26 protein-coding genes are annotated in these 25,588 nt (G+C 71.7%); 9 read left to right on the forward strand and 17 right to left on the reverse strand.

What is annotated here, in order from left to right; translation table 11 throughout:
* Positions 1-4: 4 nt before the first annotated feature.
* Positions 5-1,051 (reverse strand): zinc-binding alcohol dehydrogenase, encoded by a 1,047-nt coding sequence (locus tag O7623_RS04840; RefSeq protein WP_282229310.1) that lies wholly within the window; start codon positions 1,049-1,051, stop codon positions 5-7.
* A gap of 141 nt (positions 1,052-1,192) precedes the next feature.
* On the opposite strand from O7623_RS04840, the gene O7623_RS04845 reads away from it, so the two are divergent.
* Complete coding sequence (locus O7623_RS04845) at positions 1,193-2,584, forward strand: lysine 2,3-aminomutase (protein WP_282227387.1); 1,392 nt, start codon at positions 1,193-1,195, stop codon at positions 2,582-2,584.
* A gap of 86 nt (positions 2,585-2,670) precedes the next feature.
* Here O7623_RS04845 and O7623_RS04850 read toward each other — a convergent pair whose 3' ends face one another.
* The 4 genes from O7623_RS04850 to O7623_RS04865 form a co-directional block, all read right to left on the reverse strand.
* Positions 2,671-2,865 (reverse strand): CsbD family protein, encoded by a 195-nt coding sequence (locus O7623_RS04850; RefSeq protein WP_282227388.1) that lies wholly within the window; start codon positions 2,863-2,865, stop codon positions 2,671-2,673.
* Between the two features lie 192 nt (positions 2,866-3,057).
* Positions 3,058-3,501: an Lrp/AsnC family transcriptional regulator gene (locus O7623_RS04855; protein ID WP_282227389.1), complete on the reverse strand. Its 444-nt coding sequence runs from the start codon at positions 3,499-3,501 to the stop codon at positions 3,058-3,060.
* Positions 3,502-3,576: 75 nt separating this feature from the next.
* A complete protein-coding gene (locus O7623_RS04860) occupies positions 3,577-4,719 on the reverse strand; it encodes an acyl-CoA dehydrogenase family protein (RefSeq protein ID WP_282227390.1) in 1,143 nt (380 codons plus the stop codon).
* Positions 4,720-4,801: 82 nt separating this feature from the next.
* Positions 4,802-5,947: a DUF4037 domain-containing protein gene (locus tag O7623_RS04865; protein ID WP_282227391.1), complete on the reverse strand. Its 1,146-nt coding sequence runs from the start codon at positions 5,945-5,947 to the stop codon at positions 4,802-4,804.
* Between the two features lie 137 nt (positions 5,948-6,084).
* Between O7623_RS04865 and O7623_RS04870 the strand changes: the two genes are divergently transcribed.
* Entirely contained in the window at positions 6,085-7,092 is a 1,008-nt protein-coding gene (locus O7623_RS04870) for a 5'-3' exonuclease (RefSeq protein ID WP_282227392.1), read from the forward strand.
* Here O7623_RS04870 and O7623_RS04875 read toward each other — a convergent pair.
* Both O7623_RS04875 and O7623_RS04880 read right to left on the reverse strand, forming a co-directional pair.
* Positions 7,063-7,965 carry an MHYT domain-containing protein gene (locus O7623_RS04875; protein WP_282227393.1) on the reverse strand — a complete coding sequence of 301 codons (903 nt, stop codon included), beginning with the start codon at positions 7,963-7,965 and terminating at the stop codon, positions 7,063-7,065. The two genes, O7623_RS04870 and O7623_RS04875, sit on opposite strands and share 30 nt — an antisense overlap.
* A gap of 180 nt (positions 7,966-8,145) precedes the next feature.
* A complete protein-coding gene (locus tag O7623_RS04880; RefSeq protein ID WP_282227394.1) occupies positions 8,146-10,926 on the reverse strand; it encodes a DEAD/DEAH box helicase in 2,781 nt (926 codons plus the stop codon).
* A gap of 133 nt (positions 10,927-11,059) precedes the next feature.
* Between O7623_RS04880 and O7623_RS04885 the strand changes: the two genes are divergently transcribed.
* Both O7623_RS04885 and O7623_RS04890 read left to right on the forward strand, forming a co-directional pair.
* Positions 11,060-11,803: an HAD family hydrolase gene (locus O7623_RS04885; protein WP_348775150.1), complete on the forward strand. Its 744-nt coding sequence runs from the start codon at positions 11,060-11,062 to the stop codon at positions 11,801-11,803.
* 27 nt (positions 11,804-11,830) lie between these two features.
* Positions 11,831-12,577: a methyltransferase domain-containing protein gene (locus O7623_RS04890; protein ID WP_282227395.1), complete on the forward strand. Its 747-nt coding sequence runs from the start codon at positions 11,831-11,833 to the stop codon at positions 12,575-12,577.
* A 54-nt stretch (positions 12,578-12,631) separates the two neighbouring features.
* On the opposite strand, the gene O7623_RS04895 is transcribed toward O7623_RS04890, so the two are convergent.
* The 6 genes from O7623_RS04895 to O7623_RS04920 all read right to left on the reverse strand — a co-directional run bounded on the left by O7623_RS04895 (position 12,632) and on the right by O7623_RS04920 (position 17,321).
* Complete coding sequence (locus O7623_RS04895) at positions 12,632-13,558, reverse strand: diacylglycerol kinase (protein WP_282227396.1); 927 nt, start codon at positions 13,556-13,558, stop codon at positions 12,632-12,634.
* On the reverse strand, positions 13,555-14,505 hold the full coding sequence (gene tatC, locus O7623_RS04900) for a twin-arginine translocase subunit TatC (protein ID WP_282227397.1): 951 nt from the start codon (positions 14,503-14,505) through the stop codon (positions 13,555-13,557). Before tatC ends, O7623_RS04895 begins: the two co-directional genes overlap by 4 nt.
* Before the next feature lie 18 nt (positions 14,506-14,523).
* Positions 14,524-14,826, reverse strand: coding sequence for a Sec-independent protein translocase subunit TatA (gene tatA, locus O7623_RS04905; protein ID WP_282227398.1), 303 nt, complete (start codon positions 14,824-14,826; stop codon positions 14,524-14,526).
* Positions 14,827-15,030: 204 nt separating this feature from the next.
* Positions 15,031-15,279 (reverse strand): hypothetical protein, encoded by a 249-nt coding sequence (locus tag O7623_RS04910; RefSeq protein ID WP_282227399.1) that lies wholly within the window; start codon positions 15,277-15,279, stop codon positions 15,031-15,033.
* Positions 15,280-15,288: 9 nt separating this feature from the next.
* Entirely contained in the window at positions 15,289-16,329 is a 1,041-nt protein-coding gene (locus O7623_RS04915) for a YafY family protein (protein WP_282227400.1), read from the reverse strand.
* Positions 16,326-17,321, reverse strand: a complete 996-nt coding sequence (locus O7623_RS04920; RefSeq protein ID WP_282227401.1) for a WYL domain-containing protein — start codon at positions 17,319-17,321, stop codon at positions 16,326-16,328. Before O7623_RS04920 ends, O7623_RS04915 begins: the two co-directional genes overlap by 4 nt.
* 81 nt (positions 17,322-17,402) lie before the next feature.
* On the opposite strand from O7623_RS04920, the gene O7623_RS04925 reads away from it, so the two are divergent.
* The gene (locus tag O7623_RS04925) at positions 17,403-18,539 is read left to right on the forward strand and encodes a DUF3866 family protein (protein ID WP_282227402.1); all 1,137 of its coding nucleotides are present in this window, start codon (positions 17,403-17,405) and stop codon (positions 18,537-18,539) included.
* Here O7623_RS04925 and O7623_RS04930 read toward each other — a convergent pair.
* The 4 genes from O7623_RS04930 to rfbA form a co-directional block, all read right to left on the reverse strand.
* Positions 18,532-18,807, reverse strand: coding sequence for a hypothetical protein (locus O7623_RS04930; protein ID WP_282229711.1), 276 nt, complete (start codon positions 18,805-18,807; stop codon positions 18,532-18,534). The two genes, O7623_RS04925 and O7623_RS04930, sit on opposite strands and share 8 nt — an antisense overlap.
* Positions 18,808-18,825: 18 nt before the next feature.
* Complete coding sequence (gene pafA / locus O7623_RS04935; protein ID WP_282227403.1) at positions 18,826-20,184, reverse strand: Pup--protein ligase; 1,359 nt, start codon at positions 20,182-20,184, stop codon at positions 18,826-18,828.
* Between the two features lie 113 nt (positions 20,185-20,297).
* A complete protein-coding gene (gene rfbC, locus O7623_RS04940) occupies positions 20,298-20,921 on the reverse strand; it encodes a dTDP-4-dehydrorhamnose 3,5-epimerase (protein WP_282227404.1) in 624 nt (207 codons plus the stop codon).
* Entirely contained in the window at positions 20,918-21,829 is a 912-nt protein-coding gene (gene rfbA, locus O7623_RS04945) for a glucose-1-phosphate thymidylyltransferase RfbA (protein ID WP_282227405.1), read from the reverse strand. Before rfbA ends, rfbC begins: the two co-directional genes overlap by 4 nt.
* A gap of 64 nt (positions 21,830-21,893) precedes the next feature.
* On the opposite strand from rfbA, the gene O7623_RS04950 reads away from it, so the two are divergent.
* The 4 genes from O7623_RS04950 (at position 21,894) to O7623_RS04965 (ending at position 25,560) form a co-directional block, all read left to right on the forward strand.
* Positions 21,894-22,562, forward strand: a complete 669-nt coding sequence (locus O7623_RS04950) for a class I SAM-dependent methyltransferase (protein ID WP_282227406.1) — start codon at positions 21,894-21,896, stop codon at positions 22,560-22,562.
* A gap of 12 nt (positions 22,563-22,574) precedes the next feature.
* Positions 22,575-23,561, forward strand: a complete 987-nt coding sequence (gene rfbB / locus O7623_RS04955; RefSeq protein WP_282227407.1) for a dTDP-glucose 4,6-dehydratase — start codon at positions 22,575-22,577, stop codon at positions 23,559-23,561.
* Positions 23,558-24,442, forward strand: a complete 885-nt coding sequence (rfbD, locus tag O7623_RS04960; RefSeq protein ID WP_282227408.1) for a dTDP-4-dehydrorhamnose reductase — start codon at positions 23,558-23,560, stop codon at positions 24,440-24,442. Before rfbB ends, rfbD begins: the two co-directional genes overlap by 4 nt.
* Positions 24,443-24,516: 74 nt before the next feature.
* Positions 24,517-25,560: a glycosyltransferase family 2 protein gene (locus tag O7623_RS04965; RefSeq protein ID WP_282227409.1), complete on the forward strand. Its 1,044-nt coding sequence runs from the start codon at positions 24,517-24,519 to the stop codon at positions 25,558-25,560.
* Positions 25,561-25,588 lie beyond the last annotated feature (28 nt).

The raw sequence follows: 25,588 nt of genomic DNA on the forward strand, positions 1-25,588 counted from the left end.
GCGATCAGTCTGCCGTCAGCCGGGCCTCGAACAACGCCCGAACCCCCGGCTCGGCACGCAGCAGCCCCACCGCGAACTCCGCATGACCCGGCACGAACCCGTTGCCGACCAGCATCGTCACATCCGCCGCCAGCCCCTCGGCGCCCAACGCCGCCGCCGCGAAGCTCGTCGCCATCGAGAAGAACACCACCGTTCCACCATCCGCGGTCGACAACACCGCCCCGTGCTCACAGCCGGGCACGTCGACACAGACCACCGTCACATCGGCCCCGCCACCCAGGACCTCGCGCACGGCGGCCGACACCGCCACCGGATCCCGCGCGTCCGCCACCACCACCGCCGACGCCAGACCAGTCGCCGCCAACCGGTCATGCTCCGCCCGGGTCGGCACCACCCCGACCGTACGGGCGGCTCCCGCCCGCCGCGCCGCCGCCACCGCGAGACAGCCACTCTTGCCCGCCGCGCCCAGTACCGCGACCGACAACCCCGCACGCGGATCCGCCGGCACCTGCCGGCGCACCACCCGGTCGGTCAACGCCGGCGCGCCGCACACGTCGAACACCGCCAGCGCCAGCCGGTCCGGCAGATCAGCCGGCAGCGGTGCCACCACGGTACGGCCGAACAGGATCGCGTGCCCCGTACACGGCACCTGCTCGCCGGTACCGTCCCAACCCGCCAGCCCGTCGGTGACCACCAACGGCGTCAACGTCAACGAGACCAGGCTGGCCACCCGCTGCCCCACCCGCACACCGGCGGTCGACCGGGAACCGACGGCGTCGACGGTGCCGATCAGCATCCCACCGGAGCCGGTCACCGGGTTGTGCATCTTCCCCCGCCGCGCAATGATCCCCGCGACCTCGGCTCGCACCGCCGCACCGTCACCGCCGTGCGCCTCGCGCAGCTGGCGGAAGCTGGCCGCGTCGAGGTTGAGCCGCTCCACCCGGATCCGGATCTCGTCGTCGGCGATCCGGGGGTCGGTGTCCAACCGCCAGGCCGCCTGCGGCAATGCCCCGACCGGCTCGCGCACCCGATGCAGACCGACCGGCGACAGCACCGCACCCTCCTTCGCAGCAAACCCGCCTGCAGTCAAGAACCTCAACCTGGGCCTGACAAGACGGGAAGTCTTCCGGCAGAATAGTGGGACAGCGAAAAGATATCCAGATGCCCTCGAGGTCGGCCCGCAGGAGCACACATGCCGCAACCCATCTCGGCCACGACCACCTCGGCCACCTCGGCCACCCCGCACCAGCCGTACGCCTACCGCCGACGCCCCCTCGTCGAACCCGACTGGACCCGGCTGCCCGGATGGCGACACGTCACGACCGACGAATGGCACTCCGCCCAGTGGCAGCGGGCCCACTGCGTCAAGACCGCCGCCCAGCTACGCGCCGTCCTCGGCGACCTGGCCGACGACAGCTTCTACGCCGATCTCGCCGCCGACCAGACCGGCAACGCCACGATGTCGATGCTCATCACCCCACAAATGATCAACACGATGGTGCCCGACCGCGCCCCCGACACCGACTCGCTGCGCGCCGACCCCGTCCGCCGCTACATGCTCCCGCTGGCCAGCGACCGCCGCACCGACTGGCCGTCCCACCCGTACGCCAGCCGCGACTCGCTGCACGAACACGACATGTGGGTCGCCGAAGGCCTCACCCACCGCTATCCCACCAAGGTCCTCGCCGAACTCCTCGCCACCTGCCCGCAGTACTGCGGGCACTGCACCCGGATGGACCTCGTCGGCAACTCCACCCCCACCGTCGACAAACTCCGCCTCACCCTGCGACCCGCCGCCCGGTACGAGGCCCAGCTCGACTACCTGCGTACCCACCCGCAGGTGCGCGACGTCGTCGTGTCCGGTGGCGACGTGGCGAACCTGCCCTGGCGACACCTGGAGAGCTACCTGCAGGGCCTGCTCGAGATCGACACCGTCCGCGACATCCGGCTGGCCACCAAGGCGCTGATGGGACTACCACAGCACTGGCTGCAGCCCGACGTCGTGGCCGGCCTGGAACGGATCGCCCGGACCGCGGCCAGCCGCAGCGTCAACCTGGCCATCCACACCCACGTCAACCACGCCCAGTCGCTCACTCCGCTGGTCGCCCGCGCCGCGCAGACCGCACTCGACGTGGGCATCCGCGACGTCCGCAACCAGGGTGTGCTGATGCGCGGCGTCAACGCCGACCCCGACGCCCTGCTCGACCTCTGCTTCGCGCTGCAGGGCGAAGCAGGCATCCTGCCCTACTACTTCTACCTGTGTGACATGATCCCCAACGCCGAACACTGGCGGGTCCCGGTCGCCGTCGCCCAGCAACTGCAGCACGACATCATGGGCTACCTGCCCGGCTACGCCACCCCGCGGATCGTCTGCGACGTCCCCCTCGTCGGCAAACGGTGGGTGCACATGCCCACCGAGTACGACCGGGAACACGGCATCTCCTACTGGACGAAGAACTACCGCACGTCGCTCGACGGCGACACCGACGACGCCCTGGACCGCCGCTACCCGTACTACGACCCGATCGACACGCTGTCAGAGTCCGGGCAGCGATGGTGGCGTCGGCACCGGCTCCCGGCCTGAGACCGCGAGAAACCCGAAGGACCAGACCAGATTGGCCGGGCGGCCCCGAAAGGGGCCGCCCGGCCAATCTGTATCGAAGCGCCTGATCAGGCGCCGAACGCGTCCTTGACGTTGCGCCCGGCGTCCTTGGCATGCTCACCGGCCTGCTTGGTGCGCGCCTTGCTCGCCTCCGCCGCGCCCTCGGCCCGCATCTGCTCGTTGTCCGTGGCCGCGCCGTAGCGCTCCTTCGCCTGTGCCTTGAGTTCCTCGGCCTTGTTACGCGCCTTCTCGGTCATGCTCATGGTCGGTCACTCCTTCAGGTGCATCGGGTCGGCCGGTACTCCGCCGGTGCTTCCTGAATTCCCTCCCCGGTGCTGCTCAAACGGGTGGGGTGGTGGTGTGAGGGTCGGCACGTCCCGTAGAGCATCCTAGGACGCTAGGTGTCGGAGTGCCGACACCCCGACACCGGGGTCGGGAGGCGACCACCGCCCGCTTCAGCTCAGCCGGGGCGGACGGGCCTCGTACGGCGTCGACAGCACCACGGTCGTCCGGGTCGTCACGTTGGCCGCGGTCCGAATCTCCTGCAGCAACCGTTCCAGGTCCGCCGGGCTACCCACCCGTACCAGCAGCAGATAGAAATCCTCCCCCGCCACCGAGTAGCACGAGTCGATCTCGGGCAGGTGCGACAACCGCTCCGGGGCGTCGTCGGGCTGCGACGGATCGAGCGGCCGGATCGCCACGAACGCACTCAGCGGCAGACCCACCGCCTCGTAGGACACCCGCGCCGCGTACCCCTTGACGACGCCCCGCTGCTCCAGGCGCCGGACCCGCTGATGGACGGCCGACACCGACAGACCCACCCGCTCGGCCAGGTCGGTGTACGACACCCGGCCGTCAGTGGTCAACGCGGTGACGATGGCGCGATCGGTCTCCTCCACGGCGGCAAACCTACCGCCGCCGGTCGGCGCGCGCGAGGCCGATACCCACGTCGAGCGGACTCCCCCGCGCAGGTCTCAGTCCCGGGCGAGGGCGCGGGAGATCACCACCCGTTGGATCTGGTTCGTGCCCTCCACGATCTGCAGCACCTTCGCCTCCCGTAGGTAGCGCTCCACCGGGTGGTCGCTGACGTAGCCGTACCCGCCGAGAACCTGGACCGCGTCGACCGTGACCCGCATCGCGACATCCGTCGCGAACAGCTTCGCCTTTGCCGACTCGACCGCGTACGGTCGGCCGGCGTCGCGCAACCGGGCGGCGGCCAGGGTCATCGCCCGCGCCGCCGACACCTGGGTCGCCATGTCGGCGAGCAGGAACCCGAGACCCTGCAGATCGATGATGCGGCGACCGAACTGCTCCCGCTCACGGGCGTAGCCGACCGCGTGATCCAGCGCCGCCTGGGCCAGGCCCACCGCACAGGCCGCGATTCCCAACCGGCCGCCCGCCAGCGCCGACATCGCCACCGTGAAGCCCTGGCCGGGCTCGCCCACCACCTGGTCGGTCGACACCCGGACGTCATCGAAGACCAGCTGCGCCACCGGCGACGAACGCAGACCCATGGTCCGCTCCGCCGGCTGCGCGGCCATCCCCGGCGTACCGGCGGGAACCAGCAGGCAGGAGATCCCGCCCGCTCCCGGACCACCGGTCCGGCAGAACACGTTGTAGAAGTCGGCCACCGCGGCGTGGGTGATCCACGCCTTCGTCCCGGACACCACGTAGTCGGCACCGTCGCGGACCGCCCGGGTGGTCAACGCCGCCGCGTCCGAGCCGCCCTGCGGTTCACTGAGGCAGTACGCACCGAGCAGGTCCCCGCCGAGCATCTCGGGCAACGCCTTGCGCTGGCGTTCGCTGCCGAACTCGGCGACCGGGCCGCAGGACAGGGTGTGCACGCTCACCGCCTCGGCGACGGCCAGCCACCGGCTCGCCAGCACCTCCAGCACCTGCAGGTAGACCTCGTACGGCTGGCCACCGCCACCGTCGGCCTCGGCGAACGGCAGCCCCAGCAGACCGGCGCGGCCCAGGGTCCGAATCACCTCGCGGGGGAACTCGCCGCGCGACTCGAAGTCGTCGACCCGGCCGGCCAGCTCCCGGTCGGCGATCTCGGTGGTCAACTCGATCAGGTCGTACGCCTCCGGAGAGGGCAGAATCCGTTCGACGGTCATGACAGGGCGCTCCTGGGTGGTGAGCGGGTCCGACGCCGACCACGGTGGTGCCCGGCGGTGCCGCCAGCGACACCCTGCAAGCTTAACGTTCGTTTGGTAGCGGGACGGACGGGTCCAGGCCGAGCGCGGTCGCCACCAGCGGCCGGGTCCACGCCACGTCGGTCAGCAGCCCGGCATGGTCGACGAACTGGTCCACACCGCCCACCGCCGGCAGGGCGCGCAGCCGCTCGTTACCGATCGCCGCGCGCAGCACCCGGGCGAACCGACCGGCGTCGAGCACCAGGAACGGCCGGTCATGGAACGGACGCACGGTCGGCTCCACCGGGTCGGCCAACCCCAGGGCGTTGGTCCGCACCGCCAGCAACTCGTACGCCCGGCAGAGCTGCCGGGAACGGACCTGCCAGTTCCCGGCCGTCGCCGCCACCGACAAGACCTCCGCCAGGCCGTCGTCGTCGGGCAGGCGGGCGAACGCGGTGCCCAACCATTTGCCGTACGGCGGATAGCGCCGCCCGACCAGCAACGCCAGCCGTATCAGGTCACGGATCAACCGGGCGGCCACCACCGCCCCGCCGATCTCGTCGCCCACCTCACCGCAGCGACCGACGAACGGCTCCTCCCCGGCGACCCGCGACCAGCCGGCCGCCAGGACGTAACGCCACACGTCGTCCGGGTACCACGCCAACCGGTCCCGCCGCGCGCACAGCCCGCCCCGGGTCCGGTCGCCGCCCAGTGCCGACGGCCCGGCCGGCAGGCCGTCGTGGAACACGTCGCCGCCGGTGAACTCCGCCAGCCGCTGGGTCGGTACCGCGAGCCAGTCCAGCAACCCCACCCCGGACAATGGGTCGAAGCCCAGCGCCCGTCGGCACCAGTCGCCGACCCGGGTCACCGTCACCCCGTGCCGGGTCCCGTCGAGCGTCGGCACCCCGAGACTGCGGTACGCGTCCGGCCTGAACCGGGTCGGAAACCCCAGATAGGTCTCCGGCAGGGCGGCCCCGACCACGTCGCGCACCCGGTCGGCCAGATCGGGGCCGGCGTCGTCCAGGAAGACCTGCAGCCGCGGACCCCAGTCGTGGTCGCGGGAGCGGACCGTGTCGAACCCGAACAGTTCCGAACCGTTGTCGACGCGCGCCGCGGCGTAGCTCAACCCCGGAAACCGGGTGGCGAGCACCGGTGCCACCACATCGTGGTGGAACCGCCGGCTCAGCTCCAGACCAGGCAGGAACCCCATGTCCGCAGCCTGCCGTACCGGAGCCCGACGTGCCCGGCCAACGGACCTGCCCGGCCAACCGGTGGTCCGGCCCGCACCGCGGGTGCGGCGCTCGGGGTGGGTACGGACCGACAGGCGCGGGGTGCGGACGTTCGGCGGTGTCGGTGGCGTGTGCGACGCTGGACCGCGTGACCCGACCCGACTCTCTGCTGGCGGTCGACGCGCCCAGCCTGTACTTCCGGGCCTACTTCGGGGTGCCCGAGTCCGCCGCCCGCACCGACGCCGGTGAGCCGGTCAACGCGGTGCGCGGCTTTCTCGACATGCTCACCTCGCTGATCACCCGTCGCCGGCCGGGGCAGCTCATCTGCGCGCTCGACCACGACTGGCGGCCGGCGTGGCGGGTCGAGTTGCTGGCGACGTACAAGGCCCACCGGGTCGCGCCTGCCGGCGGCGAGATCGTCCCCGACACACTCGCCCCGCAGATACCGGTGCTCCTGGACGTGCTGGCGGCACTCGGCGTACCGGCCGTCGGCGTGGCCGGCTACGAGGCCGACGACGTCCTCGGCACGCTGGCCGCCCGCCACGGCGGCCCGGTCGAGGTGGTCTCAGGTGACCGGGACCTGTTCCAACTGGTCGACGACGACCACCCGGTCCGGTTGCTCTACGTCGGCCGCGGGGTGGCCAAGCTGGAGGACTGCGACGACGCGGCCGTCCGGGACCGGTTCGGCGTACCGGCCGGCGCGTACGCCGACTTCGCGGCGCTGCGTGGCGACCCCAGTGACGGGCTGCCGGGGGTGCCCGGTGTGGGCGCCAAGACCGCGGCCCGGCTGCTGGAACGCTACGGCGACCTCGCCGGGGTGCTCGCCGCGCTCGACGATCCCGGCGCCGGCTTCGCCCCTGGGCTGCGGCGGCGGCTGGCCGACGCCCGGGAGTACCTGGCGGTCGCTCCGACGGTGGTGCGGGTCGCCCGCGACGTCGACGTGCCGGCACCGCCGGCACGGCTACCCGCCGCACCGGCGGACCCGCAGCGTCTGATGGCGTTGGCCGAACGGTGGAACCTCGCCGGATCCTGTCGGCGGCTGGTCGACGCGATGACGCTCGGTCCGGCTACCGCAGCGGCTCCGTCACTGCGGCCGTCAGGCCTGGAACCCGTTGAATCCGCCTGAGCCACCACTGGAGGAGTCCCGGTCACCGGTGCCAGCGGCGGATCCGCTGCGCAACGGGGTGAACCCGGTGGGCCGCGCCGGTGGCGGCGGCGGCGCGCCGCGCCGCTGCGCGATCCGCGCGTCCAGGTAGGCGGCCGCCGCCCGGTCCTCCTCAGTGGGGGCGGACAGCACCGCGTAGACCAGGCCGATCACCACCAGCAGCACCGCGACGCCGATGGGGACCAGCAGCGTCGCGGCGGTGGCGCCGCTGAGCAGCCCGGTCGGCTCGTGCAGGTGCACCGACATGGCGGTCATCCCGGTGAAGTGCATGCCGTTGACCGCCACGCCCATCAGCAGCGCGGAGCCGGTCATCGCCAGCGGCCGACGGACCGTCACCGCCAGCCACAACGCCACGGTCGCGGCGACCACCGCGATCACCACGGACAACGCGACCCGGCCGGCGTCGTAGCCGATGTCGCCGTTGAGCCGCATCGCGGCCATCCCGGTGTAGTGCATCGCGGCCACCCCGAGGCCGGTGAGGACCCCGCCGGAAAGGATCTTCACCAGTGACGGACGGCCGAACCCGACGAGGAAGAGGCCGAACCCGACGGCCGCGATGGCGATCACCGCGCTGGCGATGGTGATCGCGATGTCGTACCGGATCTGGGTGCCGGCCACGCTGAAGCCGAGCATCGCCATGAAGTGCATGGTCCAGATCGCGGTGCCGCCGATCGCGAACGCGGCGAGCACCAACCACCAGGCCCGTCGACCCGGGGTGTTCGACTCACGGACCCGCACCGCGCAGATCAGACCCAGAAACGAACCGAGCACCGACAGCGCGTAGCTCAGTGTCGGCGTGATGAAGCCGTACTCGAAATGGTTGATCTCTGCCACGTCCGCCCCTTCATGGCCCTGCTCACCGGGCTGTTTCCCCGGAAACGATCCTGAGCAGCCAAAAGGCTCTTCGCAAGCGAACGATCGGTTGTTTCGAGGGTCCGTGTCGACATCGTGACGTTACGGCGCGGACAGCCACCCCACCCCACTACGGACGGCAATCCACCTGTCGACGAAAGGTCAGCTGACCGCGTTGAACGCCAGCACTCCGCGTTGCAGTGCGGACACTGCCTGTGCGGCGGTCCTGGTCAGCTGCTGCGACGCGCCGTGCGCCTGGGCGAGCTGCCCGAGCAGATCCGCCACCTGCCGGGCCCAGCGCACGAAGTCGCCCGCCGGCATCTCCCCGTCCAGACTGTCCCCGCTGGCGAGCACCTTCGCCAGCGGCTCACCGCGCGCCCAGCGGTACACCGGCCAGACGAACCCAGGATCCGGCTCGCGGGTCGACTCCAGCCCGGCGGCGGCCTCGTCGGCCTCCAACTGCGCCCAGATCGCCGCGGTCGCCTCGACCGCCGCCGTCACCGGACCGCGAGGCAGGGCCGCCCGCTCGTCGGTGTCCCGACGGGCCTCGTACACCAGCACCGACACGGCCGCGGCCAGCTCCGCTGGCGCCAGGCCGTCCCAGACGCCCCGGCGCAGACACTCCGCTACCAGCAGGTCGGTCTCGGCCCAGATCCGGCCCAGCATCCGGCCCGCGTCGCTGACCGTACCGTCGGCGAGCAGGTAGCCGCGCGCGGTGAGCAACCCGCAGACCCGGTCGAAGGTGCGGGTCAGCGACCCGGTCCGGCCTGCCACCCGGTCACGCAGCTCATCGGTGTCCCTGGCCAACCGACGCCGCCGCTCCGCCCACCGGGCGTGCTCCTCACGGTCCGGGCAGCCGTGACACGGATGCCGGCGCAGCTCGGACCGCAACTGCGCGACCCGGTCGTCGGCCCCGTCGTCGCCGCCCCGGCCCCGCCGCCGACCACCGTGGCGGTGCAGCCCGGTGCCGGCGACCGCCGACGCCAGGTCCCGGCGGGCGGCCGGGGACCGGTGGTTGAAGTGCTTCGGTACGCGAATCCGCGTCAACACCTCGGCCGGCACGGTGAAGTCGCTGGCCGCCACCCGGCCGGCCCAGCGGTCCTGGGTCAGCACCAGCGGACGTGGCTCGCCGAACCCTCCCGTGTCGGGGTCCAGGACCACCGCCAGACCGGCACGGCGGCCCGACGGCACCCGGATGACGTCACCGACCCGCAACCGCTGCAACGAGTCCGCCGCCGCTGCCCGCCGCTGCTGCTGACTACGGCGGGCCAGTTCCCGCTCCCGGTCGGCGATCGCCACCCGCAGGTCGAAGTACTCGTCGAAGTCACCCAGGTCACAGCTGACCTCGACGCCGTACGCCTCGATGGTCTCGATGTTGCGCTGCACCTGGCGGGCCAGGCCGACCACCGACCGGTCCGCCTGGAACTGCGCGAACGACGATTCCAGCAGCTCACGGGCGGCGTCCGCGCCGACCGAGCCGACCAGGTTGACCGCCATGTTGTACGACGGCCGGAAACTCGATCGCAACGGGTAGGTGCGCGTCGACGCCAGCCCGGCGACGTGCCGCGGATCGACCTCCGGGGACCAGACCACCACCGCGTGGCCCTCCACGTCGATCCCACGCCGACCGGCCCGGCCGGTGAGCTGCGTGTACTCGCCCGGGGTCAGGTCGACGTGCGCCTCACCGTTGAACTTGACCAGCCGCTCCAGCACCACGCACCGGGCCGGCATGTTGATGCCCAGCGCCAATGTCTCGGTGGCGAAGACCGCCTTGATCAGGCCTCGGACGAACAGCTCCTCGACGACCTCCTTGAACGCCGGCAGCATCCCGGCGTGGTGTGCCGCCAGGCCCCGCTCCAACCCGTCGAGCCACCCCCAGTAGCCGAGCACGGACAGGTCCTCGGCCGGCAGGTCGGCCAGCCGCGACTCCGCCACCCGGCGGATCTCCACCCGCTCGTCGGGGGTGGTCAGCCGCAGCCCCGACGCCAGGCACTGGGCGACCGCGGCGTCACAGCCGGCCCGGCTGAACACGAACACGATCGCCGGAAGCAGCCCTTCCCGGTCGAGGCGTTCGATCACGTCGGCGCGGGCCGGCGGACGCCAGCGTGGGCCGCGCCCACCGGAACGGCCCCAGCCCGGCCCGTGGGTGCGGCCGTCGCCGAGCTCCAGCCGGCGCAGCATCTCCCGGCTGTAGCGCACCAGCTCCGGATGTACGTCGTGTTTGCGGGCCGCGTCCGCGTCGTGGAACAGGTCGAACATCCGCCGGCCGACCAGCATGTGCTGCCACAGCGGCACCGGACGGTGTTCGCTGACCACCACTTCCGTCTCACCCCGTACGGTGACCAGCCAGTCGGCGAACTCCTCGGCGTTGGACACCGTCGCCGACAGCGACACCAGGGTGACCGACGACGGCAGGTGGATGATCACCTCCTCCCAGACCGCACCCCGGAACCGGTCGGCGAGGTAGTGGACCTCGTCCATCACCACGTACGCGAGACCCTCCAGGGTGGCCGACCCCGCGTAGAGCATGTTGCGCAGCACCTCGGTGGTCATCACCACCACCGGCGCGTCACCGTTGATCGCGTTGTCGCCGGTGAGCAGCCCCACGTTCGCCGCGCCGTGGCGGTCCACCAGGTCGTGGTACTTCTGGTTCGACAGCGCCTTGATCGGCGTGGTGTAGAAACACTTGCGCCGTGCGCCACCACCGGGCGACCCGCCCCGCAGGGCCAGATGGACCGCGAACTCGCCGACCACGGTCTTGCCCGCGCCGGTCGGCGCGCAGACCAGCACCCCGCTGCCACGCTCCAGTGCCTGGCAGGCCGACCGCTGGAAGTCGTCGAGGTCGAACCCGAGATCGAGGGCGAACTCCGCGAGGGCGGGAAAGGAGGAGGCCTGCGCGGCCCGGCGGCGCGCTGCGGCGTACCGCTCGGCGGGGCTCGACATACCGCAAGATTAATCCCCGCCGTCCGACGGCGTACCGCTCAGGGCAACCTGCGGGGCGGATCAACCGGCTCGATAGGGTGCAGGCGTGCCGGAGCATCCCGAAAGTCCCCTCGCCGACGTACCCGCCGGACCCGTGCACGAACCGGCGGTGGGTGTCCCCGGGCGGCCACCCAGCCGGCCGGTGGAGGCGGTGCTGTTCGACTTCCACGGCACCCTCGCCCAGGTCGAGGACGCCGTACGGTGGGTCACCCAGGGTGCCGCCAGCTGCGGCGTCGACCTCGACCGGGGGCGGGCCACCGTACTCGCCGACCGGCTGCTGACCGCCGGTCGCGCCGGCGGGCCGCTGCCGGCCCGGGTCCCGCCGCAGCTGGCCGAGGTCTGGGCCGAACGGGACCTGTACCCGCACGCGCACCGGGCGGCCTACACCGGGCTGGCCGCCACCGTCGACAGCGGCGTCGACGGACTGGCCGAGGCGCTCTACGAGCGGCTGCTCGTCGCCGACGGCTGGCTGCCGTACGCCGACACCGCCGCCACCCTACGGACGTTGCACGCCGCCGGGGTGCCGGTGGCCGTGGTGAGCAACATCGGCTTCGACATCCGGCCGCATTTCGCCGCGTGGGGCCTGGCCGACCTCGTCGACGCCTGGGCGCTGTCCTACGAGGTCGGCCGCTGCAAACCCGACCCGGCGATCTTCCACCGCGCCTGTGGGATGCTGCGGGTCGACCCGGAACGCACGCTGATGGTCGGTGACACCCCGGCCGACGCCGGAGCCGTCCGGGCCGGCTGCGCCGCGCTGGTGCTGCCGGCGGCCGAGGCCGGACGCGCCAACGGGCTCGCCGCGGTGCTGGACCTGGCCACCGGCGGACCGGCCAGCTGACCCGACGTGGCGGAAAGGAGCCCGGACATGGATCTGCCCCGCATCTTCACCATCCGTGAAAGCGGCCACCGGATCCACAACCCGCTGACGGCGGCCAAGTTGGCCGCGCTGGGCGACGCGCTCCACCTCGCCCCCGGGACCCGGGTGCTCGACCTGGCCAGCGGCTCAGGCGAGATGTTGTGCACCTGGGCGCGGGATCACGGCATCACCGGCACCGGGGTGGACATCAGCACGGTCTTCACCGCACAGGCCCGCGCCCGAGCCGTCGAACTCGGCGTCGCCGACCGGGTCGAGTTCGTCCACGGTGACGCCGCCGGCCACGTGGCGGACCACCCGGCCGATCTGGCCGCCTGTGTCGGTGCCACCTGGATCGGTGGCGGCGTCGCCGGAACGGCCGAACTGCTCGGCCGCAGCCTGCGCCCGGCAGGCCTGATGCTGATCGGCGAGCCGTACTGGCGGCGGACCCCGCCGGACGAGCAGACCGCGACGGACTGCCACGCAGGCGCCATCGCCGATTTTCTGCCGCTGCCGGAGCTGCTCGAACAGTTCCAGGAACTCGGGTACGACGTCGTCGAGATGATGCTCGCCGACCAGGACAGCTGGGACCGGTACGCCGCCGCTCAGTGGCTCACCATGCGCCGCTGGCTCGACCGCAACCCGGACGACGACCTGGCCGACGAGGTACGGCAGGAACTCGCCACCGAACCTGCCCGCTACGCGCGCGCCACCCGGGAGTACCTCGGCTGGGGTGTCTTCGCCCTGATGCGACGCTGATCGCGCCGCTTCGGGTGGTCGGCGCAGGAGCCTGGTCAGCGCAGGAGCGGGGGGTCAGCGCAGGAGCCGGAGCGCGTCCGGTACGGCGGTGACGGTCAACGGCAGCGGCCCGAGCCGTTCCCCGTCGGCGTACCCGACCACCCCGGCCGCTTCGATAATGATCTGCCTGGCCCGGAAGCTGCGGACCTGCGGATGCCCGACGTGGGTGCCCCGGTAGACCTGGGGCTTGATCCGGATCAGGGTGGCCCGCCCGACCGGACCGGCGACCACCACGTCGAGCAGCCCGTCGGCGGGATCCGCCGCCGGGCAGATCCGCATCCCGCCGCCGTAGCTGGCGCAGTTGCCGACCGCGACCAGCACCGCGTCGAGGTGGTGCGGTTCGCCGTCGAGCACGATGCGGTACCGGCGCGGCCGCAGCCTGGCCAGCTCGACCAGAATGGCCAGGTCGTAGCGGCGTGGCCCCGACGGCCAGCGCATCCGGTTGGCGCGTTCGTTGACGATCGCGTCGAAGCCGGCGGCCAGCACCGCGCCGTACCAGCGGTCCGGCGTGTCGGCGACGCTGACCCGGGCCAGGTCGACACCCTGGGTCCGGCCCGCTCGGATCGCGTCGGCGATGGCTGCGGCCGCCGCTGTCGGATCGGCCGGGAACCCGGTGGCCAGGGCGAAGTCGTTGCCGGTGCCGGCGGGCACCGGTCCCAGCGGGACGCCGGTGGTGGCCAGGGCCTGCAGCGCGGCGTGCACCGTGCCGTCGCCGCCGACGGTGACCAGGGCCGACGCACCGGCGGCCACCGCCCGGCGGCAGACCGCCACGGCGTCGGCGGCGGTCGCCGCCGACAGCAGGCACACCGGCCGCCCGGCGGCGGTCAGCAGCTCCCGTACGGCCGGGAGCAGACCGCCGTGGCGGCCGCGCCCGGCCGACGGATTGGCCAGCACCGCCACCGCACCGGGGGTCACCGGCGTGGTGGCAGATCCAAGGCTCACGTCATGTCGTCGTAGCGACGCTCGATCGGCAGCGGTTTCGGCACCGGCTGGGCCGGCACGATCGGCGCGACGGTCTCGGTACGGTCGGCGACCGACACCGGCTGCGGATCGTCGTCCAGCGGCGACGCCTCGTCGTCGTCGAGTCCGGCATACACCTCCTTGCCCCGGCCACGACGCTTGTCGTTGAGGAACGCCACCCCGACCGCGACGAAGTACAGGGCGGAAAGACACGCTGCCAACGCGGTCATCCCGAACGGGTCGGGTGTAGGGGTGACCAGGGCAGAGAACAGGAAGAAGACGAATACGGCGACCCGCCACCAACTCAGGAGACGCTTGGCACTCGCAATCCCCACAAAGTTGAGCATCAGGACAACGAGCGGAAACTCAAATGCCACACCAAAAAGCAAGATCAGGTTCGTGACAAATGTTATGTACCTCGTCACCTCGAGTGTTGTATTAATATCATCTCCGGCGAAGTTCATCAGGAACTCGAGGCCCTTTTCGACCACGAAGAACGCAAGAACCGCACCGGCCGCAAACAGGGGAGCCGCAATAGCGGTAAAGATGTAGGCATACCGCCGCTCATTGCGATGCAGCCCGGGAGCGATGAATGCCCAGAGCTGGTACAGCCAGAACGGCGCCGCCACGATAAGGCCAACCCAAAGGGCTACCTTGAGGTTCAGCAGAAAGACGTCTGCCGGCCCCAGCTGGACGAACTTACACTGTCCGTCGGGCCCGATCGAGGTGGGCAGGTTGCAGTACGGCTGCTGCAACAACCCACGTACCGGCTCTGCCAACCAAAATCCGAGCGCGATACCAACCACGATGGCAATCGAAGCGCGGAACAGCCTGGAACGCAGCTCGCGAAAGTGCTCGATCAGGGTCATCGAGCCGTCGGAGGCGCGGTCGAAATTGCTCGGACCGCGCCGGCGCAGGGCGAAGCCCACGGGAGGAGGCCCTTCCGGTCAGTTGGCGTCGCGGACGCGCTGTGGCTGCTCGGCCATCGGTGCCGCAGGTGGCTGGTAGCCGGGCTGGTGCACGCTGGTCGGCTCGATAATCGGCTCGGCCTGGTACGGCGCGCGGCCGTGCTGGGCGTCGGCCTTCTCCGCGAGGTCCTTGTCGTCCTCGGCGAGGCTCTTGGTCTCGGCCTTGATGATCCGCAGGGATCGACCAAGCGACCGCGCCGCGTCCGGCAGCCGCTTGGCGCCGAAGAGCAGGATCAGCACGACCACGAGGACGGCGATGTGCCACGGCTTCAGGATGTGCATGGCAAGGCTCCAGTCGGTGCGTCGGTGGTGACGAGCCCATCGTACGTGCGTTCGCTGGGTCCGCCACCTGCCAGACCGGGTCAATCTGGCCTGGTCGGTGAAGTCTCAACCACGATCAACTGGCCCGTCAACCACGCGGGCACCAGCTGAAGGCGTCGGACCTGACGGCATGACCGAACAGGCCAGGTCGGCGTGGTCTGGCGGTCAGCTGGTACGGTCCGCGCGGGCCATCGCGCGGCGGCGCTCGGCGGCCTCCAGGTTGCGTTGCAGCTGGTCGACCCGGGTCTGCAGCTGCTCGGCCCGCAGCGCCAACGCCTCGACCTCGCCCTGGCGATGCTGCAGCGCCAGCACCGCCCGGCGCAGCGTAGGCAGCCGGGACAGCACCGGACGGACCGACAGGACGAGCAGCACCAGGGCACAGCCCAGCACGGCGAGGACGATCCAGGTCAGCACCTGAGCAGACTAGCCGGTACCGACCGGGGCCGCAGCCGACGTCTCCTGGCCCGGCACCGGGTCGGCGTACGCCGCCGGCTCCGGTGCCGGGGCCGCGTACGCCGCCAGCGCCTGCGCCGCCGCCGCATGCACCTGGGCGACCAGCTCGGCCGGCGCGGTGACCGTCACGTCCGCGCCGAGGGAGAGCACGAACCGCCGGGCCCAGGCCAGGTCGGTCACTCGCAAGGTGACCAGCCAGTCGCCGGTCGGCTCGACCTCCACCCGGTCACACGGGTAGTACTCGGTGATCCAGCGCCCGCCGCGACCCACCCGCAGGGTGACCACCGGCAGGTCCGCCGTGGGCTGGAACGCGGTCTCGCGCGGCTCGGCCCGGCCGGCCTGCGGCGGTACGGCGGCCGGTTCGTCGAGTTCGACCAGTGCGTCGATGCGGTCGGCGCGGAACAGCCGCACCGCGTCGGCGCGCCGGCACCACGCCTCCAGGTAGCCGCGCCCACCGATCATCAGCACCCGGATCGGGTCGACGGTGCGTTCGGTGGTCTCGTCGCGAGTCGCCGTGTAGTAGGTGATCCGCACCGCCCGGCCGCTCTGGGCAGCCGTCCGCAGCCGGTCCAGCCGCTCCGGGTCGCCGGCCAGCCGCACCGCCACCGGGGCTCCGGCCAGCTCCCCCGCCGCGTCCTCGATCTTGGCCAACGCCCGTTCGACCGCGTCGCGACCGGCCAGGCCCGGTGTCTCTGCCAACATCCGCAGCGCCACCACCAGCGCCAACGCCTCGTCCGGGGTGAGTCGCAGCGGCCGGTCGATGCCGGCGTCGTAGGTGATGGTCACCCGGTCACCGTCGAACGCCATGTCGATCAGGTCGCCGGGCCCGTAGCCGGGCAGCCCACACACCCAGAGCAGCTCGAGGTCCTCCCGCAACTGCCGGTCCGTGGTGCCCAGGTCCGCCGCCGCCTGGGCGATCTCCACACCGGGTCGGGCCAGCAGGTACGGCACCAGATTGAGCAGCCGGGCCAGCCGGTCGGCCGACGCCCGGGATCCGGTCGGTTTCGTCACCTCGGCACCTCCGCCCCGGCCGGCTCGTGCGCCGCGACGATCTCCTTGAGTCGTTGGACCACCAGGTCGCGTACCTCTGGTGGATCGAGGACCCGCACGTCGGCACCGTACCCGGCGAGGTGTCCGGCGAGCGCCTCCGGTTCGCCGTAGCGCAGGGTGAGCCGGTCGCCGTCGGGCCCGGTGACGCAGGTCTGCGCGGTGCGGCGCAGGCCGGCGGCCCGGCCGGGCCGGACCAGCACCGTGGCCACGCCGGTGCGCTCCACCGGGCCGGACCACCGGGCGACGTGGCTGATCAGGTCGATGTCGGTGGGCGGGGTGAAGCTGCCGGGAGCGCCGGTCGGGCGGACCGGGCCGACCACCCGGGACAACCGGAAGCAGCGGGTCGCCGCGCGGTCCTCGTCGTGGCCGACCACGTACCAGCGGCCCCGCCAGCAGACCACGCCCCAGGGCTGCAGCCGGCGGCGGGTCGGGGTGTCACCTTCGGGAACCCGGTAGTCGAAGCCGACCGGGCGGCGGTCGCGGGCCGCCGCCGTCAGGGCGGCGAACGCCGGATCGACGGTGACCACCGGCTCCACCCCGAGGGTGGCCTGCGGGTCGACGTCGATGCCGGCGGCGCGCAACTTGGCCAGCCCGGACGACGCGGCGGCGGCCAGTCCGGCGTGCTGCCACAGCCGGGCGGCGATACCGACGGCGGCCGCCTCCTCCGGCGCCAGCGGAATCTCCGGCAGGGCGTACTCGCGGCGGGCGATCCGGTAGCCCGGCTCGCTGTCGAAGACGCTGGCGGTGCCGGTTTCCAGCGGTACGCCGAGATCACGCAGCTCCGCCTTGTCGCGTTCGAACTTGCGCTGGAACGCCTCGTGGTCGCGGGAGTCGGTGGGATCGTGCTCATAGCCGGGCACGGTCGCGGCGATCTGCGCGGCGGTCAGGAACCGTCGGGTCGACAGCAGGCAGATCACCAAATTGACCAGGCGTTCGGTCCGGTTGCGGGACACGGCACGACGCTAGCAGTGCCGACGCCACGCCGACCGCCCCACCCGGCGGGGACGACGCACGGGTTGACTACCGTGCCGGGCATGGTGCGTTGGCGCAGTGGCACGGTGACCGGGATCCGACGACGGTGGCGGGGCGCGGTGGAACTCGACGTCGCAGTCGACGCTACGACCGTACGGGCGTTGGCCTATCCGGAACTGGTCGGCGTGCCGGAGCCCGGCGACGCGGTGCTGCTCAACGTCGGCGCGCTGGCGATGGGCCTGGGCACCGGTGGTTACGCCCTCGTGGTGGCGGTGCCGCAGCGGCTGCCGGCCGACCCGCCCGGCGGCGACGACCGCTCCGGTGGCCACCTGGTCAAGGCGCGGTACACGCCGCTGCAGGCGATCGTCTGCGGCGTCGACGAGGAGGCCTCGCCGTACCGGCGGGTGCTGGTCGACGCCGACGACCTGGCCGGCATGCCGGTCGTCACCGCGGACCTGCACTCGGCGCTGCCGGCGATCGTCGCCGGTGCCCTCGCCGACTCACCGGCGCTGCGGATCGCGTACGTGATGACCGACGGCGGTGCGCTCCCGGCCGGTTTCTCCCGCACCCTCGACGGGCTGGCCGGTACCCTGGCCGGCACGGTGACCGTCGGTCAGTGCTTCGGTGGTGACCTGGAGGCCACCACCACGCACAGCGGCCTGCTCGCCGCCCGCCACGTGCTGCGCGCCGACATCGCCGTGGTCAGCCAGGGCCCCGGCAATCTCGGCACCGGCACCCGGTGGGGGTTCTCGGGTGTCGCGGTGGGTGAAGCGGTCAACGCGGTCGCCACCCTCGGCGGCCGGCCGGTCGGCGCACTACGGATATCCGACGCCGACCCCCGGGCACGCCACCACGGCGTGTCGCATCACAGCGTCACCGCGTACGGGCGGGTCGCGCTCGCCCCGGCGGACCTGGTGGTGCCGGCGGAGCTGCCGGCGACGATCGCCGCCGAGGTGGTGGCGGCGCTGGCGCCGCTGACCGCGCCGGTCGGTCGGCACCGGATGGTCCAGGTGCCGACCGACGGCCTGACCGAAGCGCTGCGGGCCAGCCCGGTGCCGTTGCGCACGATGGGCCGGGACCTGGCCGGCGACCACGCCTACTTCCTGGCCTGCGCGGCGGCCGGCCGCTACGCCGCTGGGCTGGCGGCGGCATCCGGCCGGACCGGCGACGGCAACGCCGAGGGCGACGGCGTCAGCTGACGATGATCAGGGTGGCCCAGGCCGCCAGGATCAGCCCGAGCGCGGCGGCGAGCACCCAGGTCGGCACGGTGTACTCGCCACGGCGGTTACGCGCGATCTCCTCGACGACCTTCCGGCGTCGGCGCTCCAGCCAGGACTCGGTGGCCGGAAACGGGCTCCATGGCGGTGTGGCCGCCGGTGGCGGCGACGCGCCGGGGCCCGCCGGATCGGACCGCCCGGCGGGCGTCGACGGATCCGGCGGGGATCCGGGTCGGGTGGGGTCAGCCATGACCGGGCGAGCCTACCGTCACATGCTCGCGATCAGCCGCTCGACCCGTTCGTCGTAGGCGCGGAACGGATCCTTGCACAGCACCGTCCGTTGTGCCTGGTCGTTCAGCTTCAGGTGCACCCAGTCGACGGTGAAGTCGCGGCGCTTCTCCTGGGCGTGGCGGATGAACTCCCCGCGCAGCCGGGCCCGGGTGGTCTGCGGCGGGGTCTCCTTGGCCTCGAAGATCTCCAGGTTGGTGGCCACCCGATCGACCTGCCCCCGCCGTTCCAGCAACGCGTACAGGCCCCGGCCGCGCCGCAGGTCGTGGTAGGCGAGATCCATCTGGGCGATCCGGGGATGCGACAGCGGCAGGTCGTGTTTGCGCTGGTAACGCTCGATCAGCTTCAGCTTCGTGACCCAGTCGATCTCCCGGGCCACCGGATCCAGGTCCCCGGTCTCCACCGCCCGCAGCACCCGGCCCCACAGTTCGACCACCCGCTTGGCGGTCTGGTCGCCGCCGCGACGCTCGACGAACTCCGTCGCCCGGGCCAGGTATTCCTGCTGGATCTCCAGGGCGCTGACCTCCTTGTTGGAGGCGAGACGGATCTTGCGGCGGCCGGTGATGTCGTGGGAGACCTCGCGGATCGCCCGGATCGGGTTCTCCAGCGACAGGTCCCGCATCACCACACCCGCCTCGATCATCCGCAGCACGATGTCCGCGCTGCCGACCTTGAGCAGGGTCGTGACCTCGTTCATGTTGGAGTCGCCGACGATGACGTGCAGCCGGCGGTAGCGTTCGGCGTCGGCATGCGGCTCGTCGCGGGTGTTGATGATCGGCCGGGACCGGGTCGTCGCCGACGAGACCCCTTCCCAGATGTGCTCGGCCCGCTGCGACAGGCAGTACACCGCACCCCGGGGAGTCTGCAGCACCTTGCCGGCACCGCAGATCAACTGCCGGGTGACCAGGAACGGAATCAGCACGTCAGCCAGCCGGCCGAACTCGCCGTGCCGGGAGACCAGGTAGTTCTCGTGGCACCCGTAGGAGTTGCCGGCCGAGTCGGTGTTGTTCTTGAACAGGTAGATCTCGCCGGCGATGCCTTCGTCGTGCAGCCGCTTCTCGGCGTCGACCAGCAGACCTTCCAGGATCCGCTCGCCGGCGCGGTCGTGCGCGACCAGATCGGTCACCGAGTCGCACTCCGGGGTCGCGTACTCCGGGTGTGAGCCGACGTCGAGGTAGAGCCGGGCGCCGTTGCGGAGGAAGACGTTGCTGGACCGCCCCCAGGAGACCACCCGGCGGAACAGGTAACGCGCCACCTCGTCCGGCGACAGCCGTCGCTGGCCGCGGTAGGTGCAGGTGACACCGTACTCGGTTTCGAGCCCGAAGATTCGCCGTTCCATGAGCAGACACTAGCCGCCCGGGACGGTCCATGGTCAGTCTCGGATGACCTGTCGGGCGTTGTTCGCGGGTCGGTGGCCGCAGATGCCGCCCGACAGGTCCGATCTGCGTAGAGTTACTGCGGCGATGCGTACGGTGATTCTTCGGTCTTCAACCGGGTGACGAACTCCTGACACCGCGCATACTCCGGCAGCAGTCCGTCGGCGCGGGCCTGCGCCAGGGTCGGTGCCGCCGCGTCCCGTGCGGACAACTGAGGCGACCCGGTCGGCCAGTCGATGGCCAGGTCAGGGTCGAGCGGGTGCACCGCGTGCTCGGCCTGCGGGTTGTACGTCGTCGAGCAGAGGTAGCTGAGGGTGGCGTCGTCGGTCATGGCGCAGAACCCATGCCCGAGCCCTTCACTGATGTACACCGCCCGGCGGTCCACGTCGTCGAGCCGTACCGCCGTCCACCGGCCGAAGGTCGGCGATCCGACCCGCAGGTCCACGATGACGTCGACCACGGCACCCCGCACGCAGGTCACGTACTTGGCCTGGCCGGGCGGTACGTCGGCGAAGTGGATGCCGCGCACCACGTCGCGGGCGGACACCGACAGGTTGCCCTGGGCGAGCCGCAGCGGATGGCCGACCGCCTCGGCAAGGTGATCGAAGCGGTACCACTCCATGAACAACCCGCGTGGGTCGCCGTGCTGCGCGGTGGTGACCTCCCACGCGCCCGGGACCTCCAGTTCGCGGAACTTCATCGTCCCTCCTCGCCGGTGCCGGCCCCGTTGAGCCGGCGGTCGTACCGCTCGTCGAGCAGGCTCAACAGGTAGTCTCCGTACCCGCTCTTGGTCAGCGGCTCGGCCAGCGTCCGTAGCTGGCTGTCGTCGATCAACCCGGCCCGCCAGGCGACCTCCTCGACGCAGCCGATCTTCATGCCCTGACGCTCCTCGATGACCCGGACGAACTCCGCCGCCTGCATCATCGAGGCGAAGGTGCCGGTGTCCAACCAGGCGGTGCCCCGGTCCAGTACGGTGACCGAGAGCTGGCCCGCCCGGCGGTAGGCCTCGTTGACGGCGGTGATCTCCAACTCGCCCCGGGCGCTCGGGGTCAGCCCCGCGGCGATCTCCACGACCCGGTTGTCGTAGAAGTACAGTCCCGGCACCGCGTACCGCGACCGGGGCCGCTGCGGCTTCTCCTCGATCGACAGCACCCGGCCACTGGAGTCGAAGTCGACCACCCCGTAGGCCTGCGGATTCGCCACCGGGTAGGCGAAGATCAGCCCACCGACGAGATCGCCGTGGTCGGACAACTGCCGCCCCAGGCCGACACCGTGAAAAATGTTGTCACCGAGGATCAACGCGACCGCCTCGTCGGCGATGAAGTCCGCACCCAGGACGAACGCCTGCGCGATGCCTTCGGGCCGGGGCTGGGACCGGTAGGACAACCGTAGCCCGAACTGGGACCCGTCGCCGAGCAACCGCTGAAACTGCGGCTGGTCGTCCGGGGTGGTGACGACCAGGATCTCCTTGACGCCGGACATGATCAAGGTGGAGAGCGGATAGTAGATCATCGGCTTGTCGAAGACCGGCATGAGCTGCTTCGACACCGCACGGGTAATGGGCCACAACCGCGATCCGGTGCCACCGGCGAGTAGGATTCCACGCACGGCCGGGAGCCTACCGGGCGGGCGTCGACGGGCGGGCGTCGACGGGTCATGATCGGGGGCACCAGTGGGGATAGGCACCTTCGTCCGACACCGGCTGGGCCGGTTGGAGATCCCGGCCGCCGAACTGTACCGCCGGTTCTTCATCGACCTCGACCACCTGGGCGGCCGGATCGCGGCGCTGCACCCGGCGAAACGGATCCTGGAGATCGGTTGTGGCGACGGGGCGCTGGCCCAGCGGCTCACCACGGTCTTCGCCACCGCGGAATACCTCGGCATCGACCCGGCGGCGACCGCTGGTCGGCTCTACCGGGGCGATCCCGCCCGCGCCGAGTTCCGCCGCCAGGACATCGCCATGCTGGCGGCCGGGCAGCCCGACCCGTTCGACCTGGTCGTCATCGTCGACGTGCTGCACCACATCCCCGCCGCCGCCCGCCCAGCGGTGCTGCGACACGCCGCCGCGCTGACCGCCGCCGGCGGACTCCTGCTGGTCAAGGAGTGGGCCCGGGACCGGCCGGTCGCCGGCCGGCTGGCCTACTGGGCCGACCGCTACATCACCGGCGACCGCGACGTCGAGTTCATGACCGAGGCGCAGCTGGCGACGCTGCTGGGCGGGACGTTGCCGGAATTCACCCGGACCACCCTGGCGCCGATTCCGCCGTGGCGGGAGAACGTCCTGGTCGCGTTGGAGCGGACTACCGACAGTGCGGGCCCGGGCCCCGGCGCGGTCGCGTAGACTTCGTGACCCGTGAGGATCCTCGTCACCGGCGGTGCCGGCTTCATCGGTTCCGAATTCGTCCGTATGCTGCTCACCGACCCGGAAACGGCGGGGGTGGCCCCCAGCGCCGTCACGGTGCTGGACAAGTTGACCTACTCCGGCAATCTCGCCAACCTCGACCCGGTCCGTGACGATCCGCGGCTGCGGTTCGTCCAGGCCGACATCTGCGACGCCGCCGCGGTCGAACGGGCCCTGCCCGACCACGACATGGTGGTGCACTTCGCGGCGGAGTCGCACGTCGACCGCTCGATCTCCGGGGCGGCCGAGTTCGTCACCACCAACGTGCTGGGCACCCAGACTCTGCTCGACGCGGCGATGCGCCACCGCGTCGGTCGGTTCGTTCACGTCTCCACCGACGAGGTGTACGGGTCGATCGAGGACGGATCCTGGACGGAGGACTGGCCGCTGTCGCCGAACTCGCCGTACTCGGCCTCCAAGGCCGGTTCCGACCTGCTGGCCCTGGCCTACCACCGCACCCACGGGATGGACGTGGTGGTGACCCGCTGTTCCAACAACTACGGGCCCTACCAGTTCCCGGAGAAGGTCATCCCGCTGTTCGTCACCAACCTGCTCGACGGTGGCACGGTGCCGCTGTACGGCGACGGCGGCAACATCCGGGACTGGCTGCACGTACGCGACCACTGCGTGGGCATCGGACTGGTGGCCGCGGGCGGGCGGGCCGGCGAGGTCTACCACATCGGCGGCGGCACCGAGTTGACCAACAAGGAGCTGACCGGACGTCTGCTCGACGCCTGCGGGGTCGGCTGGGACCGGGTGGTACCGGTCACCGACCGCAAGGGCCATGACCGCCGCTACTCGCTCGACATCGGCAAGATCTCCCGCGAACTCGGCTACGCGCCGAGCGTCACCCTCGACGAGGGGCTGGCTGAGACGGTCCGCTGGTACCGGGAGAACCGTGCCTGGTGGGAGCCGCTCAAGAAGCCCGTGGCGAAGTGAGCGCACCGGACCGGTGGCTGGTCACCGGGGCCGGCGGGATGCTCGGCCTCGACCTGCTCGCCGTCCTCGCCGACCAGCCCGAGCCGGTGGCGGTCACCGCCTGCACCCGCGCCGAACTGGACATCACCGACCCGGCCGCCGTCGCGGCGGCCGTCGACGGACACCGGGTGGTCGTCAACGCCGCCGCCTGGACCGATGTGGACGGCGCGGAGACCGCCGAGACGGCGGCCACCGCCGTCAACGGCACCGGGGTCGCCCACCTGGCGCAGGCCTGCGCCGAGCGGGGCACTGTCCTGGTCCACGTCTCGACCGACTACGTCTTCGCCGGTGACGGGCGGTCACCGTACCCCGAGGACGCCCCGACCGTGCCGGTCAACGCGTACGGGCGCAGCAAGCTCGTCGGCGAGCAGGCGGTCACCCGGCTGCTGCCGGACACCGGCTACATCGTGCGCACCGCCTGGCTCTACGGTGCCCACGGCCCGAACTTCGTCGCCACGATGCTGCGGCTGGCCGGCCAACGCGACCACCTCGACGTGGTCGACGACCAGCACGGCCAGCCGACCTGGTCGTACGCGCTCGCCGAGCGGCTGGTCGCGCTGGCCCGGGCGGCGCGGGCCGGGACCGCGCCGGCCGGGATCTACCACGGTACGGCCAGCGGCCAGACCACCTGGTGCGGACTGGCCCGGGAGGCGTTCGCGCTGCGTGGACTCGATCCGGACCGGATCCGGCCCACCGACAGCGGTCAGTTCCGTCGGCCCGCCGCCCGACCTGCGTACTCGGTCCTCGGACATCAGCGTTGGGCGCTCGCCGGGCTCCCCGCCATGGCAGACTGGCGGAGCATGCTCTCCGCCGCGCTGCGTGACCCTCGGTTCGTCAGCTGACCCTTGCGGCCCGGCCCGCCGCCGCGGGTCGTGATCCCCACCCCGCGATCCCCACCCCCAGGAGAGACATCGACATGTCGGCAAGCAATCCTGAGCAGGACTCCACCGGACTCCCACGGGTCAGCGCGATCGTGCTGGCCTGGGGGGCGGAACCGCTGCTGCGGCGCAGCGTGGAGGCGCTGCTGCACTCGGCGAAGGTCGACGTCGACGTCGTGCTGGTCGACAACGGGTGCACCACCGACGACGTCACCCACCTGCGGGAGGTCCCCGGGGTGAGCGTGGTCGGCCACGGTGAGAACGTCGGCTTCTCGGCCGGCTGCAACCTCGGCGTCGAGGCCTCCACCGGCGAGTACGTGGCGCTGATCAACGGCGACGCGGTGGTCGAACCGACCACCCTGGCCCGGCTGGTCGAGGAGCTCGCCGACCCCAGCATCGGCATCGCCGCCGGGGCGGTACGCCTGGCCGACGAGCCTGAGCTGTTGAACTCCAGCGGCAACGAGGTGCACGTGCTCGGGCTGAGCTGGATCGGCGGGTTCCGGCAGCGGGAGACCCGCACCGAACCGACCGAGACGGCCGGCGCGATGGGTGCCTGCCTGGTGACCCGACGGACCCACTGGGACCGGCTCGGCGGGTTCGACCCGCACTACTTCGCCTATCACGAGGACGCCGACCTGTCGTTGCGTACCTGGCGGGTCGGCCTGCGGGTGGTCAACGTACCGGACGCGGTGGCGCTGCACCGCTACGAGTTCAGTCGTAACAGCTTCAAGTTCTACCTTGTCGAGCGCAACCGGGTGATGTTCGTCGTGACCCTGTGGGGAGCCCGCTCGCTGGTCCTGCTCGGCCCGCCGTTGCTGGCGCTGGAGTTGGCGATGCTGGCGTTGGCCACCAAGGACGGATGGTTGCGGGACAAGCTCCGCGGCTACCGCTGGCTGTGGCAGCACCGGCGGCACCTGCGACACCGGCGGGCCCAGCTGCAGGCCGAACGGACCGTCGCCGACCGGATCTGGATGCGGGTGCTCACCGACCGGCTGGACACCCCGCTGATCAACCCACCGGGCACGCCGGTGTTCAACGCCGCGATGTCGGCCTACTGGCGGCTGGTGCGCCGCTGGGTGTGACGCCACAGCCCGGCGAGGGTCGGCGACG

Origin of the sequence: Solwaraspora sp. WMMD791, assembly GCF_029581195.1 — a bacterium.
In the GTDB taxonomy this organism is placed as follows: domain Bacteria; phylum Actinomycetota; class Actinomycetes; order Mycobacteriales; family Micromonosporaceae; genus Micromonospora_E.

What these genes read in the sequence shown, in the direction of transcription:
- O7623_RS04845 (WP_282227387.1), top strand. Translation starts at nt 1,193, where the DNA reads ATGCCGCAACCCATCTCGGCCACGACCACCTCGGCCACCTCGGCCACC.
- O7623_RS04850 (WP_282227388.1), bottom strand. Translation starts at nt 2,865, where the DNA reads ATGAGCATGACCGAGAAGGCGCGTAACAAGGCCGAGGAACTCAAGGCA.
- O7623_RS04860 (WP_282227390.1), bottom strand. Translation starts at nt 4,719, where the DNA reads ATGACCGTCGAACGGATTCTGCCCTCTCCGGAGGCGTACGACCTGATC.
- O7623_RS04865 (WP_282227391.1), bottom strand. Translation starts at nt 5,947, where the DNA reads ATGGGGTTCCTGCCTGGTCTGGAGCTGAGCCGGCGGTTCCACCACGAT.
- O7623_RS04880 (WP_282227394.1), bottom strand. Translation starts at nt 10,926, where the DNA reads ATGTCGAGCCCCGCCGAGCGGTACGCCGCAGCGCGCCGCCGGGCCGCG.
- O7623_RS04890 (WP_282227395.1), top strand. Translation starts at nt 11,831, where the DNA reads ATGGATCTGCCCCGCATCTTCACCATCCGTGAAAGCGGCCACCGGATC.
- tatA (WP_282227398.1), bottom strand. Translation starts at nt 14,826, where the DNA reads ATGCACATCCTGAAGCCGTGGCACATCGCCGTCCTCGTGGTCGTGCTG.
- O7623_RS04925 (WP_282227402.1), top strand. Translation starts at nt 17,403, where the DNA reads ATGGTGCGTTGGCGCAGTGGCACGGTGACCGGGATCCGACGACGGTGG.
- O7623_RS04930 (WP_282229711.1), bottom strand. Translation starts at nt 18,807, where the DNA reads ATGGCTGACCCCACCCGACCCGGATCCCCGCCGGATCCGTCGACGCCC.
- pafA (WP_282227403.1), bottom strand. Translation starts at nt 20,184, where the DNA reads ATGGAACGGCGAATCTTCGGGCTCGAAACCGAGTACGGTGTCACCTGC.
- rfbC (WP_282227404.1), bottom strand. Translation starts at nt 20,921, where the DNA reads ATGAAGTTCCGCGAACTGGAGGTCCCGGGCGCGTGGGAGGTCACCACC.
- O7623_RS04965 (WP_282227409.1), top strand. Translation starts at nt 24,517, where the DNA reads ATGTCGGCAAGCAATCCTGAGCAGGACTCCACCGGACTCCCACGGGTC.